The organism is Mycolicibacterium thermoresistibile (assembly GCF_900187065.1).
In the GTDB taxonomy this organism is placed as follows: domain Bacteria; phylum Actinomycetota; class Actinomycetes; order Mycobacteriales; family Mycobacteriaceae; genus Mycobacterium; species Mycobacterium thermoresistibile.
In genome coordinates, this window is record NZ_LT906483.1 from 3,658,777 (window position 1) to 3,674,878 (window position 16,102).

The following is a 16,102-nucleotide window of genomic DNA, read 5'->3' on the forward strand; positions in this document are numbered from 1 at the left end:
CGACGAACGGGGAACCCGGTAGGCCACTCAGTAGGCCATGAACAGGATCTCGTCCCGGCCGTACTCCATGCCGGGATGCTTGTCCTTCAGGTGCGCCTGGGTCTTCTCCACCAGGTCGTCCTCGTCCTTGCCGACAATCGCTTCACCACAGGGGCAGTTCAGATGTGTCTTCACATACACACCATCGCATATGTCCGGCCGGTGCTGTAGTCAGCTTTTGACCTTCTTCTCGCCGGCCTTCTGCCCGGCCTTCATCTGCTTCTTGTAGGACCGCACCTTCTCCAGCGAAGCGGGGTCGGTGACGTCGGCGATCGACCGGTGTCCGGGCTGACCGTAGTCACCGGCGGCCTCCCGCCACCCCTTCGGAGTGACGCCGTACTGCTTGCCCAGCAGCGCAAGGAAGATCTTGGCCTTCTGCTCGCCGAAGCCCGGGAGCTCCTTCAGCCGGCGCAGCACCTCCGGCCCGTCCGGGTCGCCGGAGGTCCAGATCGCGGCCGCGTCACCGCCGTAGCGGTCCACGACCATCTGGGCGAGATCCTGGATGCGCTTGGCCATCGAACCCGGGAACCGGTGCACCGCAGGGCGTTCGGCGCAGACCTCGGCGAACTGCTCCGGGTCGTAGTCGGCGATGACGGCCGGGTCGAGCGTGCCGAGCCGGTCGGCGAGCTTCTTCGGCCCGGCGAATGCCACTTCCATCGGTATCTGCTGATCGAGAAGCATCCCGAGCAGCAGTGCGAACGGATCGGATTCCAGCAGCGCATCGGCGGCCGGGTCTTGGACTAGCTGCAGTTTCGCCACGGCGTCAGTCTAGGCCGACGCAGCTGCCGGCCCCGAACGGTTCAGCCGTTCCGGCTTCGCTGTCACCGGGGTATGTCATTGTGGGAGCAACGACCGGACAGGCGTTGAGAGAGTTGGGGAGGGGATATGAGACGGGGGCTGATCGGGTTGGGCGCCGCGTTGTGTGTTGCTGTCGCCGTGGCTGTCCCGGCGCACGCGGTGCCGGATCAGGGCACACCGGCCTTCGATGAGTACATGCAGGGCCTGGAACGCAACGGCTACCACCTCAACCCGGACACCGCATGGCGGCTCGCCCATCAAGCGTGCATCGGCGGGCTTCCCGGATACATCGGCTGGGAACTGGCCGCGCAGGGCGTCGTCGGCCCCGGCGCACAGCAGCGGGCGATGGAAGTGGCCCGAAAGTACGCCTGCCCGGTCCAGTAGCCGGCCCGATTCGACGCGCACCACGCCCACCCGACACACTCGGCGGGTGCGTCGCTTCGCGTTTCCGCTCCTGGCCTACGCCTTCGCGGCGGTCATGGTCGGCACCACGGTCCCCACCCCGATGTACGCCGTGTACGCCGAACGACTCGGCTTCGGGGTGCTCACCACGACGGTGGTGTTCGCGGGCTACACCGCCGGGGTGCTGTTCGCGCTGGTGGTGTTCGGCCGCTGGTCCGATGCGCTGGGCCGGCGACCGATGCTGCTGGCGGGAGTGGGCTGCGCGATCGTCAGCGCGCTGGTGTTCCTCATCGCCGGGTCGGTGCCGCAGCTGATCGCGGCCCGATTCGTCTCGGGCATGTCGGCGGGCATCTTCACCGGCACCGCCACCGCCGCGGTGATCGAAGCCGCACCCGAGCGCCGGCGATCCCGCGCCGCCGCGGTCGCGACGGTGGCCAACATCGGCGGCCTGGGCGCCGGTCCCCTACTGGCGGGAATCCTGGTGCAGTACGCGCCCTGGCCGCTGCACCTGACGTTCTGGGTGCACATCGTGCTGATGGTGCTGGCCGCCGCGGCGATCGCCGTCGCCCCCGAAACCTCGCCGCGCACCGGCCGGCTCGGGGTGCAGCGACTGTCACTGCCGCCGCAGGTGCGCAAGGTATTCGCGATCGCCTCCCTCGCCGCGTTCGCCGGGTTCGCGGTGACGGGCCTGTTCACAGCGGTGGCCCCGTCGTTCCTCGCCGAGGTCATCGGGGTCCGCAACCACGCCGTCGCCGGGGCGGTCGCCGCCTCGATCTTCGCCGCGTCGGCGGTCACCCAGGTACTGGGCGCGTCGGTGTCGCCGCGGCGGGCGGTCGCGGTGGGATGTGCGCTGCTGATCGTCGGCATGGTGTTCCTGGCCGCGGCCCTGGTCTGGTCCTCGCTGCCCGCACTGATCGCCACCGCGGTGGTGGCCGGCGCCGGGCAGGGCCTGAGCTTCAGCAGGGGCCTCGCCGCGGTGTCGGCGAGAACACCGTCGGATCAGCGCGGTGAGGTCAGTTCGACCTACTTCGTGGTGGCCTATGTCGCGCTGCTCGTCCCGGTGATCGGTGAGGGGTGGGCCGCCCATCACTGGGGGCTGCGCACCGCGGGCATCAGCTTCGCCGTGGGGGTCGCGGTGCTGGCGATCGGTTGTCTGATCGCGATCCTGATCCAGGAATCCCGCGACCCGCAGGCGATCTGAGTAGTCCCACCGGGCGCATGTGAGTGCTTCTACTCAAGATCGGCGTCGCAACTGTTCCATACCGTCAGCTCATGAACTTTCCGAGTCCCGCCGAGGTGGCGGTCGCGACACCGGCCACCCGCGACCGCGCCATCGACGTCATCCGCATCGTGTCGCTGCTCGGCGTGGTGGCCGGCCACACCCTGATGGCCACCAGCACGCTGCGCGACGACGTGTTCATCTGGCAGAACCTGCTCACCGCGTCGCCGATCCTGCAGGCCCTGACCTGGGTCTTCCAGATCATGCCGTTGTTCTTCTTCGCCGGGGTCGCGGCCAGCGTCTCGGGCTGGGCGCCGGGATCCAGTTGGGGCGACTGGCTTCTGCGCCGATGCACCCGGCTGTACCGGCCGGTGTTCTACTACCTCGGCTTCTGGACCGTCGCGCTGGTGGTGCTGCGGTGCCTGGTGCCGGTCGACGTCTACCGGCCGATCGCCGGGATCAGCATTCAGCTGCTGTGGTTCCTCGGCGCCTACGTGCTGGTGCTGGCGGCGGTGCCGATGCTGGCCCGGATCCGCACCATCGGTCAGGCCGCCGCGGCGGTCCTCGGCGTCTACGGTGTCGTCGCCGCCGTCGACGTCATCCGTCTGACCACCGACGCACCGTCCGGGCTGGCGTTCGTGAACCTCGTGGCCTGGCTGATCCCGGGCATCCTCGGGGTGGTCTACCGCCGGCGACTGCTGTCGACGCGGGCCGCGCTGCGGGTCGGCCTGGCCATGTTGGCGGTCAACCTCGGACTGGTCGCGTTCGGGCCCTACGAGGTCAGTCTGGTCGGTATCGAGACCCAGCAGCTGAAGAACATGTTCCCGCCGTCGCTGCTGCTGGCCGGTCACGCGATCATGATGTGCGCGTTCGCGATCGCCGCCGCACCCGCGATCGCCCGCTGGGCGCGGCGGCCGCGGGTGTGGTGGCTGACCGTGCTCGGCAACTCCGGGGCGATGACGCTGTACCTGTGGCACATGCCGCCGCTGCTGCTGATGCACCTGGCGTTCGACTACCTCGGGTGGGACCGGATCGACCCGTCGGCGCCGGATTTCGTCGTGATCTCGGTGGTGCAGGCGGGGATCATGGCCGCGGCGGTGGCGGCGCTGTTCGTGCTGCTGCGTCCGCTGGAGAGCAATCCGCTGCCCGGCTGGGACGGCGGGGCGGTCACCGCACCGGGCCTGCGCAGCGCCGCGGTCGGCACGCTGTTGTGCATCGCCGGGGCGGCCACCCTGGCGTCGGTCGGCTGGGGCCTCAAGGACACCGGGCTGGTCTGTGTGGCGGTGCTGCTGGCGGCGCTGGTGGCCGCCCGGACCCTTGCCGCACCGGCCCGTCAACCCCGGTGAGGGCGTCCCGAGTTCTGCACCATGGTCGTTGTTTCGTGCAGCGAACGACCCTGAGGCAGAACTCGGCGCGTCGGTTCCGGCTCAACGCATCCCCGGCGGCATGCCGTACACATGCGAGATCGGCATGGTCAACAACACCCGACGGTCCTCGACCATGGCGCGGCGGTAGTCATCCCAGTCCGGATGCTCGCCGGCGATGTTGCGGTACAGCTCGATCAGCCCCTCGACCGTGTCGTCGTACGGGTCGGCGGCCTCCGGGGTCAACGTCACCGTGCCCTCGGCGACAGCGTACGACCACCCGTCGTCGGAGCTGACATGGATCGACGCGCGCGGATCGCGCCGCAGATTACGGGTCTTCGCGCGCGGCTCGGTGACCGACACCTGGATGGTGAGACGCCGTGGATCGAAGTAGTAGGTCACGTTCGACAGCTGCGGTCGGCCGTCGCGTTTGATGGTGGCCAACACTCCCAGCGAGTTCCCGGCGATCACGGCCAACAACTTGTCGTCGAACACGCGGCGGGTCATGCCGTTGAGCGTACGTCGCTAACATGGTTTTCGTGGCCCGCTACGTCGCCTTTCTGCGGGGCGTCAACGTCGGCGGTGTGAACCTGAAGATGGCCTCCGGAGATGACTCGGTGGCCGCGGTGTTCACCGCCGCCGGGTTCTCCGCGGTCCGCACCGTGCTGGCCACCGGCAACGTGATCCTCGACAGTGCGGCGCGGCCGGACACCGTGCGGGCGACGGCGGAGCGGGCGCTGCGGGACCGCTTCGGCTACGACGCGTGGGTGCTGGTCTACCCGTTCGATGACGTCGCCGCGATCAGCGCGGCGTTCCCGTTCGAGCGGGTGATACCGGACCATCATTCCTATGTCACGTTCGTCTCCGATCCGCAGGTGCTCGACGAACTCGCGGCGCTGGACCCGGGCCCCGGAGAACAGATCGCGCCCGGCGACCGGGTCGTCTACTGGCAGGTGCGGCGTACGCAGACGTTGACCAGCGCGATGGGCAAGACGATGGGCAAGAAGCGGTACAAGTCCTCGACGACAACCCGCAATCTGCGCACACTGGAGCGGATCGTGGGCTGACCGGCGCGGCGGCGGCTTTCGGTACATTTGCGACCGTGAGCTCCGGACCCCTCGCCAAACCCGAACTGACCGGCGTCTCCGAGACGGCGCTGCTGACGTTGCTGGTGCGCGCCACCGAGGCGCGCCGCCCCGACGGCATCATCGACGATCCGATGGCAGTCCGGCTGGTGGACTCCATCGACTTCGACTTCGCCAAGTTCGGCCCGTCGCGCCGCCAGGATATGGCGCTGCGCGCCAAGGCCTTCGACACCGCAACCCGCCGCTATCTGCGGGCCCACCCGAAAGCCACGGTCGTCGCGCTGGCCGAGGGGCTGCAGACCAGCTTCTTCCGGCTGAATGCCGCCGACGTCGGTGACGAGTTCCGTTGGGTGACGGTCGATCTTGCACCGGTCATCGAGCTGCGCCGGCAACTGCTGCCGGCCGACGACCGGGTGACGATGCTGGCGCAGTCCGCGCTCGACTACAGCTGGATGGACCGCATCGACACCAGCGAGGGCGTGTTCATCACCGCCGAGGGTCTGCTGATGTATCTGCAGCCCGACGAGGCGATGGGGCTGATCCGCGAGTGCGCGAGACGGTTCCCGGGCGGGCAGATGATGTTCGACCTGCCGCCGTCGTTCTTCGCCTGGCTGACCCGGCGCGGCTTCCGCACCTCGCTGCGGTACAAGGTGCCGCCGATGCCGTTCACGCTGTCCCCCGAGCAGGCGGCCGATCTGGTCAACACCGTGCCCGGTGTGCAGGCCGTGCACGATGTGCCCATTCCGCGGGGCCGTGGCGTGCTGGTCAACACCCTGATCTGGGCGGCACAGCGGACCCCGCTGTTCGACAACGTCCGCGGGACTTACACGCTGCTGGAGTTCGGCCCGCCGAACTCCGCCTCCACATAGGCGATCGCCTCGGCCGGGTCGACGCCCAGCTTCCGCGCGGTGGCCACATACATCTGCGCGGCCCGGGCCATCTCGGCGTCCGCCGGGTCGGTGCGCGCGACATAGGTCCCGAACCGCCCCCGGGTCTCCACCAGACCCGCCATCTCCAGTTCCCGGTAAGCGCGGGCCACCGTGTTGACGGCCATCCTCAACTGCCGGGCCAGGTCGCGCACCGTCGGCAACCGGGTGCCGGACGGCAGCCGCCCATCCCGGATCCTCGCGATGATCTGCGTCCTGAGCTGGTCATACGGCGGACGGTCGGAACGCGGATCGATTCGCACCTCCTCGCCCAGTTCGGCCACGTGCCCAGTATCACCCACGACGACCGGTATTCCCCAGAACGGCTACGTTGGTGGTGTGCGAGTAACTGTGGTCACCGGGGCCGGCATGTCGGCGGAGAGCGGCGTGCCGACCTTCCGCGATGTCGAGACGGGGCTGTGGGCGAAAGTCGACCCCTACGAGATCTCCAGTGCGGAGGGGTGGCGGAAGCAACCGGAGAAGGTGTGGGCGTGGTACCTGTGGCGGCACTACATGATGTCGGAGGTGAAGCCCAATGACGGCCACCGCGCGGTAGCCGCCTGGGAGGACTACGCCCACGTCGACGTCGTCACCCAGAACGTCGACAACCTGCACGAGCGGGCCGGCAGCAGCCGCGTGTACCACGTGCACGGCAGCCTGTTCGAATTCCACTGCGACGCCTGCCGCGCCCCGTTCGAAGGCAACCTGCCCGAGATGCCCGAACCGGTGGAGGCGGTGGATCCCCCGGATTGCTTCTGCGGCGGGCTGATTCGCCCCAATGTGGTGTGGTTCGGCGAGAACCTGCCCGAGGACGTCTGGCAGCGTTCGGTCGGTTCGGTGATGAACGCCGACGTGGTGATCGTGGTCGGGACCTCGGCGATCGTCTACCCGGCGGCCGGTCTGCCCGAGCTCGCGCTCACGCAGGGCAAACCGGTCATCGAGGTGAACCCGGAGCGGACCCCGCTCACCGAGAACGCGACCGTGTCGCTGCGGGAGACCGCCGCCCGCGCACTGCCGGATCTGCTGCAGCGGCTGCCGGAGCTGCTCGACTAGCTGGGCCGCACCGCGCGGCTCGACTAGCTGGGCCGCACCGCGCGGCTCGACTAGCTGGGCCGCACCGCGCGGCTCGACTAGCTGGGCCGCACCGCGCGGCCGACGGCGAGTTCGGCCACCGGCACCGGCACCCACCGCGGCACCGCCCACTCCCGGCGGCCGTGCACGATCTGGAATCCCGCATCGGCGATGGTCCGCTCGGTGTGCCGGTGGGTGTGGCAGTTGCCCGACACCCGCGGCCACACCGTGGCATCGGCGAACCGTTGCAGCCGGCCACGCGCCCCGGCGCTGGCGATGTGCTCGAGATAGCGCAGTTCCCCGCCTGGCCGCAGCAACGAGAACAATTGACGCACCACGCCTGCCGGATCGTCCACCGAGCACAGCACCAGCGTGCACACCACCGCGTCGAATGGCTCGGAGCTGTCGAAGTTCTCGACGGTTTCGGCGCGGACGGTCACCGGCACCGGGGCCTCGGCGGCGGCCTGCCGGACCACCGCGACCAACCGCTGCTCCGGTTCGACGGCGACCACCTCGGTGACGCCGGGCGGGTAGAACGCGAAGTTCGTCCCGGTGCCCGCACCGACCTCCAGCACCCGACCGGACAGCCCGGCCAGCAGTTGCTCGCGGCGTTGCCGCATGGCCTCGGGTTCATGGCTGGACAGCCATGTCCACATCCGCGCGAAGAACGGATTGTCGACGGTACTGGTCATGACTCTTCCTCCCCGGCGGGTATCCCCGGCCGCATTACCAGGGCTGCATCCGCCCAGTCAATCACGGCAGCCGCGGCGAAGCGTGCGACTGCTGCGGTGACTGTGCGGCTGGCGACGTGAACGTGCGGCCGCCGCGGCGAGGGTGCTGCCACGGCGGGAAAACCGACTCGGGAGCAACACCTGGACATACTCGGATTCGCCGCCGCACACCCAACGCACCCGGCGCACGCTCGACGCCGCTGGGTCACGCTCGACGGCGTCCGTGCGCGAGCAAACGCCGCACCGGAACCTACTTGTCGGTAAGAATTGCCACAGTATTCCGAAACGTGACTCACTGATTCCTTAATGGTGACCAATAGGCTCAGGGCATGTGGATCGACGACACCAATGCCGATGTCATCAAGATCGACTTTGACGCGCTCTACCACGGCGATGTGCTGGTGGAGGGCGACACGTCGGAACAGTTCGACGACTGGCAGGAACTCCCCGAAGCAGTGTGAGGGCGCGCGCCCGGCGGCGCACGCCCTCACCTGACCAGTTTGCCCGTCGGGGCAGCTGATTATTGCGTTTGGAACTACCTCCGAGTTCGTTTCCGCCTTCTAGGCCGAACCCGCCTCATCCACCGACGGCTCGATGAGCTCCGCCAGCCGGCCGGCGATCAGATCCTCGGCCTCCGCCACCATCCGCGACACCAACTCGCCGACGGTGGGGATGTCGTTGATCAGGCCCATCGACGTGCCGACCGACCAGATACCGGCGTCGAGGTCACCCGTCTCGTAGACCTTGGCGCCGCGGGTCCCGGCCACCAGATCCTTGACGTCCTCGAACTTGCCGCCGCGGTTGAGGATCTCCACCACCTCACGCGACACCGCGTTGCTGGCCACCCGCGAGGTGTTGCGCAGCGGCCGGAAGATCAGCTCGGTGTCCAGCTCGGTGCCGGCCACGATCGCTTCCTTGACCTTCTGGTGGATCGGCGATTCCACGGTGCACATGAACCGCGAACCCATGTTGATACCGTCGGCGCCCAGCGCCAGCGCGGCGACCAGACCACGGGCGTCGGCGAACCCGCCGGACGCGATCATCGGGATGGTGATCTTGTCCGCGGCCGCCGGGATCAGCACCAGACCGGGGATGTCGTCCTCACCGGGATGCCCGGCGCATTCGAACCCGTCGATGCTGATGCCGTCCACACCCAGGCTCTGCGCCTTGACCGCATGCCGCACCGAGGTGCACTTGTGCAGCACCTTGACGCCGTTCTCGTGGAACATCGGCAGATGCGGCGCCGGGTTGGAACCGGCCGTCTCGACGATCTTGATGCCGGACTCGACAATGACCTGACGGTACTCGTCATACGGCGGCGGGTTGATCGTCGGCAGGATCGTCAGGTTCACCCCGAACGGCTTGTCGGTCATCTCCCGCGTCCGGGCGATCTCCTTGGCCAGCGCCTCCGGGGTGGGCTGGGTCAGCGCGGTCAGGAAACCCAACGCACCGGCATTGGCCACCGCGGCGACCAACTCCGCGCGACCGACCCACTGCATGCCACCCTGCACGATCGGATGCTCAACCCCGAACGCCTCGGTGAACTTCGTCTTCAACGCCATATGGCCCGCCTCCTTACCGCGGTGCCATACGGATTGCGCCGTCGAGGCGGATCACCTCACCGTTGAGCATCGGGTTCTCGACGATGTGCACGGCCAGCGCACCGTACTCGTCGGGATCGCCGAGCCGCGCCGGATGCGGCACCTGCTGGCCGAGCGACTTCTGCGCCTCCTCGGGCAGCGAGCCCAGCAGCGGGGTCTTGAACAGACCCGGCGCGATGGTCACCACGCGGATCAGCTCACGGGCCAGGTCACGGGCGATCGGCAGGGTCATGCCGACGACACCGCCCTTGGACGCCGAGTACGCGGCCTGACCGATCTGGCCCTCGAACGCCGCGACCGAGGCGGTGTTGATGATGACGCCGCGCTCCTCGCCCTTGAGCGGCTCGGTCTTGGCGATCCGCTCGGCGGCCAACCGCAGCACGTTGAAGGTGCCGATCAGGTTCACCTGGATGACCTTGGTGAACTCGTCGAGCGGGAACGGGCCGTTCTTGCTCAGCGTCTTGATCGCGTTGCCGATGCCGGCGCAGTTGACGTTGATGCGCACCGGGCCCATCTCCTCGGCCACGTCGAGCGCCTTGGCGACGGCGGCCTCGTCCGTGACGTTGGTTTCGACGAAGCGGGCACGGTCACCGAGCGCCTTGACGGCGTCCTCACCCTTGAGGTCGAGCACCACGACCTGAGCGCCCCGATCGAGCAGACGCTTGGTGGTCGCCAGGCCCAGACCGGATGCGCCGCCGGTGACGACTGCGACCGAGTCTTTGATCTCCACTGCTATTTCTTCCCTTCCCTTGTGTTACTGCCAGTCCTGCAGCACGGCGTCGGTGTCGGCGCCGGGATCGCGCGGCGGCGTCGGCGCCGACGGCACGCTGCGGGAGAATCGCGGGGCCGGTGCGGGCAGCAGGTGGTCGCCCTCGCGGTAGAAGGTGTTGCGTTCGACCACGTGGGCCTCGCTCTCCACCTCGGCGAACGACAGCACCGGCGTCACACACGCGTCGGTGCCGGCGAAGACCTGCGCCCAGTGGTCACGGTCCTTGGACTTGAACACCTCGGCGAACCGGGCCCGCAGCTCGTCCCAGCGGCTCATGTCGTTCTGGTCGGGCAGGTCCTCCCCCTCCAGGCCCAGTCCCTTGAGCATCTCGGCGTAGAACTGCGGTTCGATCGCGCCGACGGCGACGTACTTACCGTCGGCCGTCTCGTAGGTGTCGTAGTACGGCGCCCCGGTGTCGAGCATGTTGACCCCGCGCTCGTCGGACCACATGCCCATCGCGCGGAACGCCCACATCATCTGCATGAGCACCGCCGAGCCGTCGATCATCGCGGCGTCGACGACCTGTCCCTTGCCCGAGGTCTGCCGTTCGAACAGCGCGGCGAGAATGCCGACCAGCAGGAACATCGAGCCGCCACCGAAGTCGCCGGCCAGGTTCAGCGGCGGCACCGGACGCTCACCCTTGCGGCCGACGGCGTGCAGCGTGCCGTTGAGCGAGATGTAGTTGATGTCGTGGCCGGCCTGCTGGGCGCGAGGACCGTCCTGCCCCCAGCCGGTCATGCGGCCGTAGATGAGCCGAGGATTGATCTTGGCGCAGTCCTCGGGCCCCAGGCCGAGCCGTTCGGTCACGCCGGGCCGGTAGCCCTCGATGAGCACGTCGGCCTTGGCGATCAGCTTGCGGACGAGCTCCTTGCCTTCTTCGGTCTTGAGGTCCGCGGCCACCGAGCGCCGGTTGCGCAGGAGGTGGTCCTTGGCGCCGCGCGGGATTCCCGGCCCGGGCGTGTTCCGGGGGCGTTCGATACGTACGACATCGGCTCCGAGATCACCCAGAATCATGGCCGCATGCGGCCCCGGGCCGATGCCGGCCAGCTCGACGACTCGTAAACCCTGCAGCGGACCGGCCATATTCAACCTCCCAGTGTTGACCGCGACATAGCTTACTTGTATAACCTTCTCGGCCGATCTCCGGCTATCCCGTAGGGCCCTACCGTTAGGCTGCATCGATGAGTTCCGTTACCTACCCCAGCATCGACGACCTGCGTGTCGCCCTCAGCGACGGGGTGCTGACCGTCACGCTCAACCGGCCGGACAGCCTCAACTCGCTCACCGCGCCGATGTTGCAGACGCTGGCCGAGGCGGTGGAACTGGCCGCGAGCGACCCCCGTGTCAAGGTGATCCGGCTTACCGGGGCCGGGCGGGGATTCTGCGCCGGCGCGGGTATCAGTGAGGACGATCAGGCGGCGCGTGAATCGGGCGGCGGGAACGCGTTGCTCGACGGTGCCAACCGCTCGGTGACCGCGATCGTGAACTGTCCCAAGCCGGTTGTCGCGGTGGTACCGGGCGCGGCCGCGGGTGTGGGGGTGTCGCTGGCGCTGGCCTGCGATGTCGTGCTGGCATCGGAGCAGGCGTTCTTCCTGTTGGCGTTCACCAAGATCGGTCTGATGCCGGACGGTGGCGCGTCGGCGCTGGTGGCCGCGGCGATCGGCCGGATCCGGGCGATGCGGATGGCGCTGCTGGCCGAGCGGATCTCGGCTGCCGAGGCGCATCAGTGGGGTCTGGTGACCGGCGTGTACCCGGCCGACGAGTTCGACGCCGCGGTCGACAAGGTGATCTCCACGCTCACCAACGGGCCGGCGGTGGCGTTGCGGGAGACCAAGCAGGCGATCAACGCCGCCACGCTCGGCGAATTGCCGGACGCGATCAAGCGGGAGACCGAGGGTCAGGTGCGACTGTTGGGTTCCAACGACTTCCGGGAAGGCACGCAGGCGTTCCAGCAGAAGCGGGCGCCGAAGTTCACCGACGTCTGATCGCGTCGACGGTGCAGCGGCCGAGGGCACGCTGTCACCGTGCACACGCTGCGGTCTCTGTGCAGGCAGTGCGTTGGTTGTGCCCCCACCGCGGGGATTCGGCCGAAACGCCGCCCCCACCGCACCCCCGGCGCGCCCTGGGCACACTCGCCGCAAGGTAAACACCGTCGCCGCGGGGTAGCCACACTCGCCGCGGCTGATGCACGCTCGCCCGCGTCGCCGAAAATCATTGGACGCTGCGCGGGACCGTCGGCCACCATCGTTGGGTGAGTACGCAATACGACATCGAACCGTCAGCCGGTACGTCCGGCGGATGGCGCGTACTCGCACCGTTCCGCATACGCGAGTACCGCCTGCTGATCACGGCGGTGGCGATCACGATCTTCGCCGAGGGCATGTGGGCGGTCGTGATGGCGCTGCAGGTCATCGCCATCGACAACGATCCCGCGTCGCTGTCGCTGGTCGCCACCTGCATGGGTGTGGGCCTGGTGGCGTTCGTGTTGGTCGGCGGAATCACCGCGGACCGGATAAACCAGCGCACCATCATCATTGCCGTCGAGGCGGTCAACGCCGTCACCGTGGCGGTGGTGGCGATGCTCGGCTTGACCGGGCAGCTGCGGATCTGGCATCTCGCGGTCGCCGCGGCAGTGCTCGGCATCGCGGCCGCCTTCTTCTTCCCCGCCTACAGCGCGCTGCTGCCGCGCATCCTGCCGCCCGAACAACTGTTGGCGGCCAACGGCGTTGAAGGCGTGGTGCGTCCGGTCTTCCAACGGGCGGTCGGTCCGGCGGTGGCCGGCATGCTGGTGGGCGCCACGTTCCCATCGCTGGGTTCGGCGGTCGTCGCGACCCTGTTCGGCGTCGGCCTGGTGCTGCTGGTGGCCACCCGTCCGCCGGCCAGTCCGTCGGTGCCGGGCGAGCACCGGTCGCGGGTGCTGCGGGATCTGCGCGACGGCTTCATGTTCATGGTGGCCACCCCGTGGCTGCTGTGGACGTTGTTGTTCGCCAGCGTGTTCGTGCTGGTGGTGCTCGGTCCGATCGAGGTGCTGCTGCCGTTCATCGCCCAGGAGCGCTTCACCGACGGCGCCCGGATGTACGGGTTCGTGCTGGCCGCGTTCGGGGTCGGCAGCGCGGTCGGCGCGCTGACGGTGTCCTCCCGGCAGATGCCGCGCCGCTATCTGACGGTGATGATGCTGATGTGGGCCCTGGGTTCGGTTCCCCTGCTGGTCATCGGGTTCACCTGGTCGTTTCTGCTGATGTCCGCGGCGTCGTTCGCCATCGGGGTGACCGATGGGGCCGGCATGGTCATCTGGGGCACGCTGCTGCAGCGGCGGGTGCCACGCGAACTGCTGGGCCGGGTGTCGAGCCTGGACTTCTTCGTGTCGCTGGTGTTCATGCCGGTGTCGTTCGCGATCGCCGGACCACTCTCGAAAGTCGTGTCGATGCAGACGATCTTCCTGGTCGCCGGGCTGGCGCCGCTGCTGTTCGCGGTGGTCGCGATGACCGCGGCGCGGATGCCGCGCGACGAGTTGGAGCATCCGCTGAATTAGACGCCGAAGATCGGATGCCCCGGCGGCGTCAGACGCCGAAGATCGGAGGAAGCGCGAGCACCATGATCAGACCCCAGAAGAAGTGGGTCAGCATCGGTGCGAGCACTCCCCCGGTCATCCGGCGTTCGAACGCGCACACCGCACCGAGGATGATCGCGGCGAAGCCCAGCATGGGGTTGCCGGTGGCGGAGGTGACGCCGATGTAGATGATCGTCGAGATCACCGCGGGATAGGCGGTGCCCAACGCGGTGTAGAGCGCTCCGCGGAAGAACAGCTCCTCGGCCAGACCGTTGATCACGGTGATGAACACCACCAGGAGCAGCGGACCGTGGTTGCTGAATTCCAGGACCCGCGTGATGTAGTCGCGGACGCCCGGGATCTCCCGGGCGATCAGCCCGCCGACCACGAACAGCCCGCCGAGCAGCAGCCCGACGACGGTCCCGGTGATCACCGGACGCTGGTTGCGGCCCCGGAACCGCACACAGCCCAGGTGCAGCGGGCCGGACACCAGGGCGCCCACCGCCCACACCGCGGCCAGCACCAGCGTCAGCCAGTAGAACGATTGGTCGCCGGGCGGCCGGGTGAGCGAATAGGCGAGCAGCCCGCTGCCGATGAGCAGCACCACGATGACGATGACGCGTCGCCGCCGCACCACCGCCGGGGTCTCCTGATGCGGCACCGCAACGGTGCGGGCGATGTCGCCGAATTCCCGTAGCACGCCGCGGTCGGTCATCACGGAAGGACCCGCGGCGCCAACCCGAGCACGGTGTCCAGCCCGGTGCGCACCGCGCCGGCGACCGGGCCGGGCACCACGTCGATCATGCCCAGCGCCGGGTGGATCACCGACGGGGTGACCGACCGGGCCAGCCGCTGGATCCGCAATGCATCACCGCCGGCCCACTGCGGGTCGGTGGTGGCGAGGTGATGGGGATCCAGCAAATCGTCAACCGGTCTGGCCTCACGACTCGACAGCGCTCGCGCGATCGCGTCATCGACGCCGACCAGCCCGCCGGGCGGATCCGGGACCAGCCCGTGCAACCGGTCCGCCGAGGCGACCATCGGATAGTCCAACGACTCGACGAGATCGGCGGCCAACCCGCCCGGGACCGGCAGCATCGCAGCGCTGAGCCGGGACACCACCGCGGTGTCCACCCCGCGGATCGGCAGATCGGCGCGCCACTTCCCGGCGATCCGGGCATAGGTGTGCAACAGATCGCCGTAGGTGGTGGTGTCCGGCCCGCAGATGTCGTAGGCCCCGGCCGGGACGCTGTCCGCGTCGGCGGCGGCGACCAGGTAGTAGAGCACGTCGCTGATCGAGATCGGATCGATCGGGTTGGCCGACCATTCCGGCAACGGCAACACCAGGAACCGGTCGCCGACATAACGCAGCATCTCGAACGACGTCGACCCGGCGCCGATGATCATCGCCGCGCCGAGCCACACCACGTCGGCGCCGCCGTCGACGTGCAGTGCGTGGGCGACCTCGGCCCGCGAGGACAGGTGTTCCGACAACGCCTCCCCGTCCGGGACGAAGCCGCCGAGATAGACGATGCGCCGCACACCGGCGTACTTCGCCGCCGCGGCGACGTTCGCCGCGGCGCGGTTGTCGGCCTCCCGGAATCCGTCCTGGCCGATGCCGTGCACCAGGTAGTAGATGACGTCGACGGGTCGGGCCCCGGACCCGGCCCGGGCCAGCGCCGCGGACACCGAATCCTCGTCGTGGGCGTCCAGCGCGACCGGGGTGACGCGGTCGTACCAACCGAAATCGGTCAGGCGTCTCGGGTTGCGGCTGGCGGCGACGACGTCGTGACCGGCCGCCAGCAGCGAGGTGACCAGCCGGGATCCGACGTAGCCGGTTGCGCCGGTGACAAGGACGCGGAGGTTCTTCACCGTAGGCCTGTACCCCGGGTTCCGCATGGACAACCTCAGCCGGCCTATGAGTTGGCCGTGCGATGCGGCTCGATCAGGCCCTGATACACCTGCGAATTGAACCGGTTGGCGGCCACCTCGTCGTCGCTGAGCTCACGGCGCACCTTGCCCGGCACTCCGGCCACCAGCGACCGCGGCGGCACCACGAAGCCCTGCGGAACCAGCGCGCCGGCGGCCACCAGCGAACCGGCGCCGACGACCGCGCCGTTGAGGATGATCGCGCCCATCCCGATCAGCGCACCCTCTTCGACGGTGCAGCCGTGCAGCACGGCGTTGTGTCCGACGCTGACCGCGGCGCCCACCGTCACCGGGAAACCCGGGTCGACATGGATGGTGGTGCCGTCCTGGATGTTGGTGCCCTCTCCGATGTCGATGGGTTCGGCCTCGGCCCGCAGCGTGGCCCCGTACCAGACGCTGACCTTTGCGGCCAGCTTGACCTGCCCGATCACACTGGCGGTGGGCGCCACCCAGGACTCCGGGTGCAGCTGCGGGGCATGGTCGCCCAGGGCGACGATGAGGGGCTCAGGCATGCGCGTCATGTTAGGCGGCGGCGCAGGTCAGACGGCTGCTGGGGTGGGATGCGCCGCACCGTCGGGGCGATCTGGACGTCGGCGGTGACTTTGAGGCCGACGAGCG

General features: G+C 68.8%; 20 protein-coding genes. 9 read left to right on the forward strand and 11 right to left on the reverse strand.

The features are described 5' to 3' along the window. Positions 1-27 precede the first annotated feature (27 nt). Together CKW28_RS17105 and CKW28_RS17110 are read right to left on the reverse strand one after the other, a co-directional pair. Positions 28-174, reverse strand: coding sequence for a DUF1059 domain-containing protein (locus CKW28_RS17105; protein ID WP_003926159.1), 147 nt, complete (start codon positions 172-174; stop codon positions 28-30). Between the two features lie 36 nt (positions 175-210). Then, positions 211-798, reverse strand: a complete 588-nt coding sequence (locus CKW28_RS17110; RefSeq protein WP_003926160.1) for an HhH-GPD-type base excision DNA repair protein — start codon at positions 796-798, stop codon at positions 211-213. Positions 799-924: 126 nt separating this feature from the next. Between CKW28_RS17110 and CKW28_RS17115 the strand changes: the two genes are divergently transcribed. From CKW28_RS17115 to CKW28_RS17125, 3 genes are all read left to right on the forward strand, one after another. After that, complete coding sequence (locus tag CKW28_RS17115; RefSeq protein WP_003926161.1) at positions 925-1,221, forward strand: hypothetical protein; 297 nt, start codon at positions 925-927, stop codon at positions 1,219-1,221. Positions 1,222-1,267: 46 nt separating this feature from the next. Further along, the gene (locus tag CKW28_RS17120) at positions 1,268-2,440 is read left to right on the forward strand and encodes an MFS transporter (protein WP_003926162.1); all 1,173 of its coding nucleotides are present in this window, start codon (positions 1,268-1,270) and stop codon (positions 2,438-2,440) included. Positions 2,441-2,511: 71 nt separating this feature from the next. Beyond that, positions 2,512-3,804, forward strand: a complete 1,293-nt coding sequence (locus CKW28_RS17125; RefSeq protein WP_003926163.1) for an acyltransferase family protein — start codon at positions 2,512-2,514, stop codon at positions 3,802-3,804. 81 nt (positions 3,805-3,885) lie between these two features. Here the strand turns inward: CKW28_RS17125 and CKW28_RS17130 are convergent, their stop codons facing one another. Then, positions 3,886-4,329, reverse strand: a complete 444-nt coding sequence (locus tag CKW28_RS17130; RefSeq protein WP_003926164.1) for a PPOX class F420-dependent oxidoreductase — start codon at positions 4,327-4,329, stop codon at positions 3,886-3,888. A gap of 32 nt (positions 4,330-4,361) precedes the next feature. Between CKW28_RS17130 and CKW28_RS17135 the strand changes: the two genes are divergently transcribed. Together CKW28_RS17135 and CKW28_RS17140 are read left to right on the forward strand one after the other, a co-directional pair. Further along, entirely contained in the window at positions 4,362-4,889 is a 528-nt protein-coding gene (locus CKW28_RS17135; RefSeq protein WP_040547614.1) for a DUF1697 domain-containing protein, read from the forward strand. Between the two features lie 35 nt (positions 4,890-4,924). Next, on the forward strand, positions 4,925-5,776 hold the full coding sequence (locus tag CKW28_RS17140; protein WP_003926166.1) for a class I SAM-dependent methyltransferase: 852 nt from the start codon (positions 4,925-4,927) through the stop codon (positions 5,774-5,776). On the opposite strand, the gene CKW28_RS17145 is transcribed toward CKW28_RS17140, so the two are convergent. Next, positions 5,731-6,117: an Rv1152 family transcriptional regulator gene (locus CKW28_RS17145; protein ID WP_040547134.1), complete on the reverse strand. Its 387-nt coding sequence runs from the start codon at positions 6,115-6,117 to the stop codon at positions 5,731-5,733. The genes CKW28_RS17140 and CKW28_RS17145 overlap by 46 nt on opposite strands. 55 nt (positions 6,118-6,172) lie before the next feature. Between CKW28_RS17145 and CKW28_RS17150 the strand changes: the two genes are divergently transcribed. After that, entirely contained in the window at positions 6,173-6,886 is a 714-nt protein-coding gene (locus tag CKW28_RS17150; protein WP_040547136.1) for an NAD-dependent deacylase, read from the forward strand. A 77-nt stretch (positions 6,887-6,963) separates the two neighbouring features. On the opposite strand, the gene CKW28_RS17155 is transcribed toward CKW28_RS17150, so the two are convergent. Then, on the reverse strand, positions 6,964-7,596 hold the full coding sequence (locus tag CKW28_RS17155) for a class I SAM-dependent methyltransferase (protein WP_003926169.1): 633 nt from the start codon (positions 7,594-7,596) through the stop codon (positions 6,964-6,966). Between the two features lie 368 nt (positions 7,597-7,964). On the opposite strand from CKW28_RS17155, the gene CKW28_RS24330 reads away from it, so the two are divergent. After that, positions 7,965-8,096 (forward strand): hypothetical protein, encoded by a 132-nt coding sequence (locus CKW28_RS24330; protein ID WP_003926170.1) that lies wholly within the window; start codon positions 7,965-7,967, stop codon positions 8,094-8,096. Positions 8,097-8,195: 99 nt separating this feature from the next. On the opposite strand, the gene CKW28_RS17165 is transcribed toward CKW28_RS24330, so the two are convergent. From CKW28_RS17165 to CKW28_RS17175, 3 genes are read right to left on the reverse strand one after another with little or no spacing between them, the layout of a single operon-like run. Then, positions 8,196-9,197: an NAD(P)H-dependent flavin oxidoreductase gene (locus tag CKW28_RS17165; protein ID WP_095176471.1), complete on the reverse strand. Its 1,002-nt coding sequence runs from the start codon at positions 9,195-9,197 to the stop codon at positions 8,196-8,198. 13 nt (positions 9,198-9,210) lie between these two features. Continuing rightward, the gene (locus CKW28_RS17170; RefSeq protein ID WP_003926732.1) at positions 9,211-9,966 is read right to left on the reverse strand and encodes a 3-hydroxyacyl-CoA dehydrogenase; all 756 of its coding nucleotides are present in this window, start codon (positions 9,964-9,966) and stop codon (positions 9,211-9,213) included. A 24-nt stretch (positions 9,967-9,990) separates the two neighbouring features. Beyond that, positions 9,991-11,088 carry a CaiB/BaiF CoA transferase family protein gene (locus CKW28_RS17175; RefSeq protein ID WP_003926731.1) on the reverse strand — a complete coding sequence of 366 codons (1,098 nt, stop codon included), beginning with the start codon at positions 11,086-11,088 and terminating at the stop codon, positions 9,991-9,993. 98 nt (positions 11,089-11,186) lie between these two features. Here CKW28_RS17175 and CKW28_RS17180 point away from each other — a divergent pair, with 98 nt between their 5' ends. Further along, a complete protein-coding gene (locus CKW28_RS17180) occupies positions 11,187-11,990 on the forward strand; it encodes an enoyl-CoA hydratase (RefSeq protein ID WP_003926730.1) in 804 nt (267 codons plus the stop codon). A 284-nt stretch (positions 11,991-12,274) separates the two neighbouring features. After that, positions 12,275-13,537, forward strand: coding sequence for a tetracycline efflux MFS transporter Tet(V) (gene tet(V), locus CKW28_RS17185; protein WP_234785060.1), 1,263 nt, complete (start codon positions 12,275-12,277; stop codon positions 13,535-13,537). 28 nt (positions 13,538-13,565) lie between these two features. On the opposite strand, the gene CKW28_RS17190 is transcribed toward tet(V), so the two are convergent. From CKW28_RS17190 to CKW28_RS17200, 3 genes are read right to left on the reverse strand one after another with little or no spacing between them, the layout of a single operon-like run. Next, positions 13,566-14,270, reverse strand: a complete 705-nt coding sequence (locus tag CKW28_RS17190) for a CPBP family intramembrane glutamic endopeptidase (RefSeq protein ID WP_003926728.1) — start codon at positions 14,268-14,270, stop codon at positions 13,566-13,568. Then, positions 14,270-15,427: an NAD(P)H-binding protein gene (locus CKW28_RS17195; RefSeq protein ID WP_003926727.1), complete on the reverse strand. Its 1,158-nt coding sequence runs from the start codon at positions 15,425-15,427 to the stop codon at positions 14,270-14,272. The genes CKW28_RS17190 and CKW28_RS17195 overlap by 1 nt, the downstream gene beginning before the upstream one ends. Before the next feature lie 44 nt (positions 15,428-15,471). Next, a complete protein-coding gene (locus tag CKW28_RS17200) occupies positions 15,472-15,996 on the reverse strand; it encodes a gamma carbonic anhydrase family protein (protein ID WP_003926726.1) in 525 nt (174 codons plus the stop codon). Positions 15,997-16,102 lie beyond the last annotated feature (106 nt).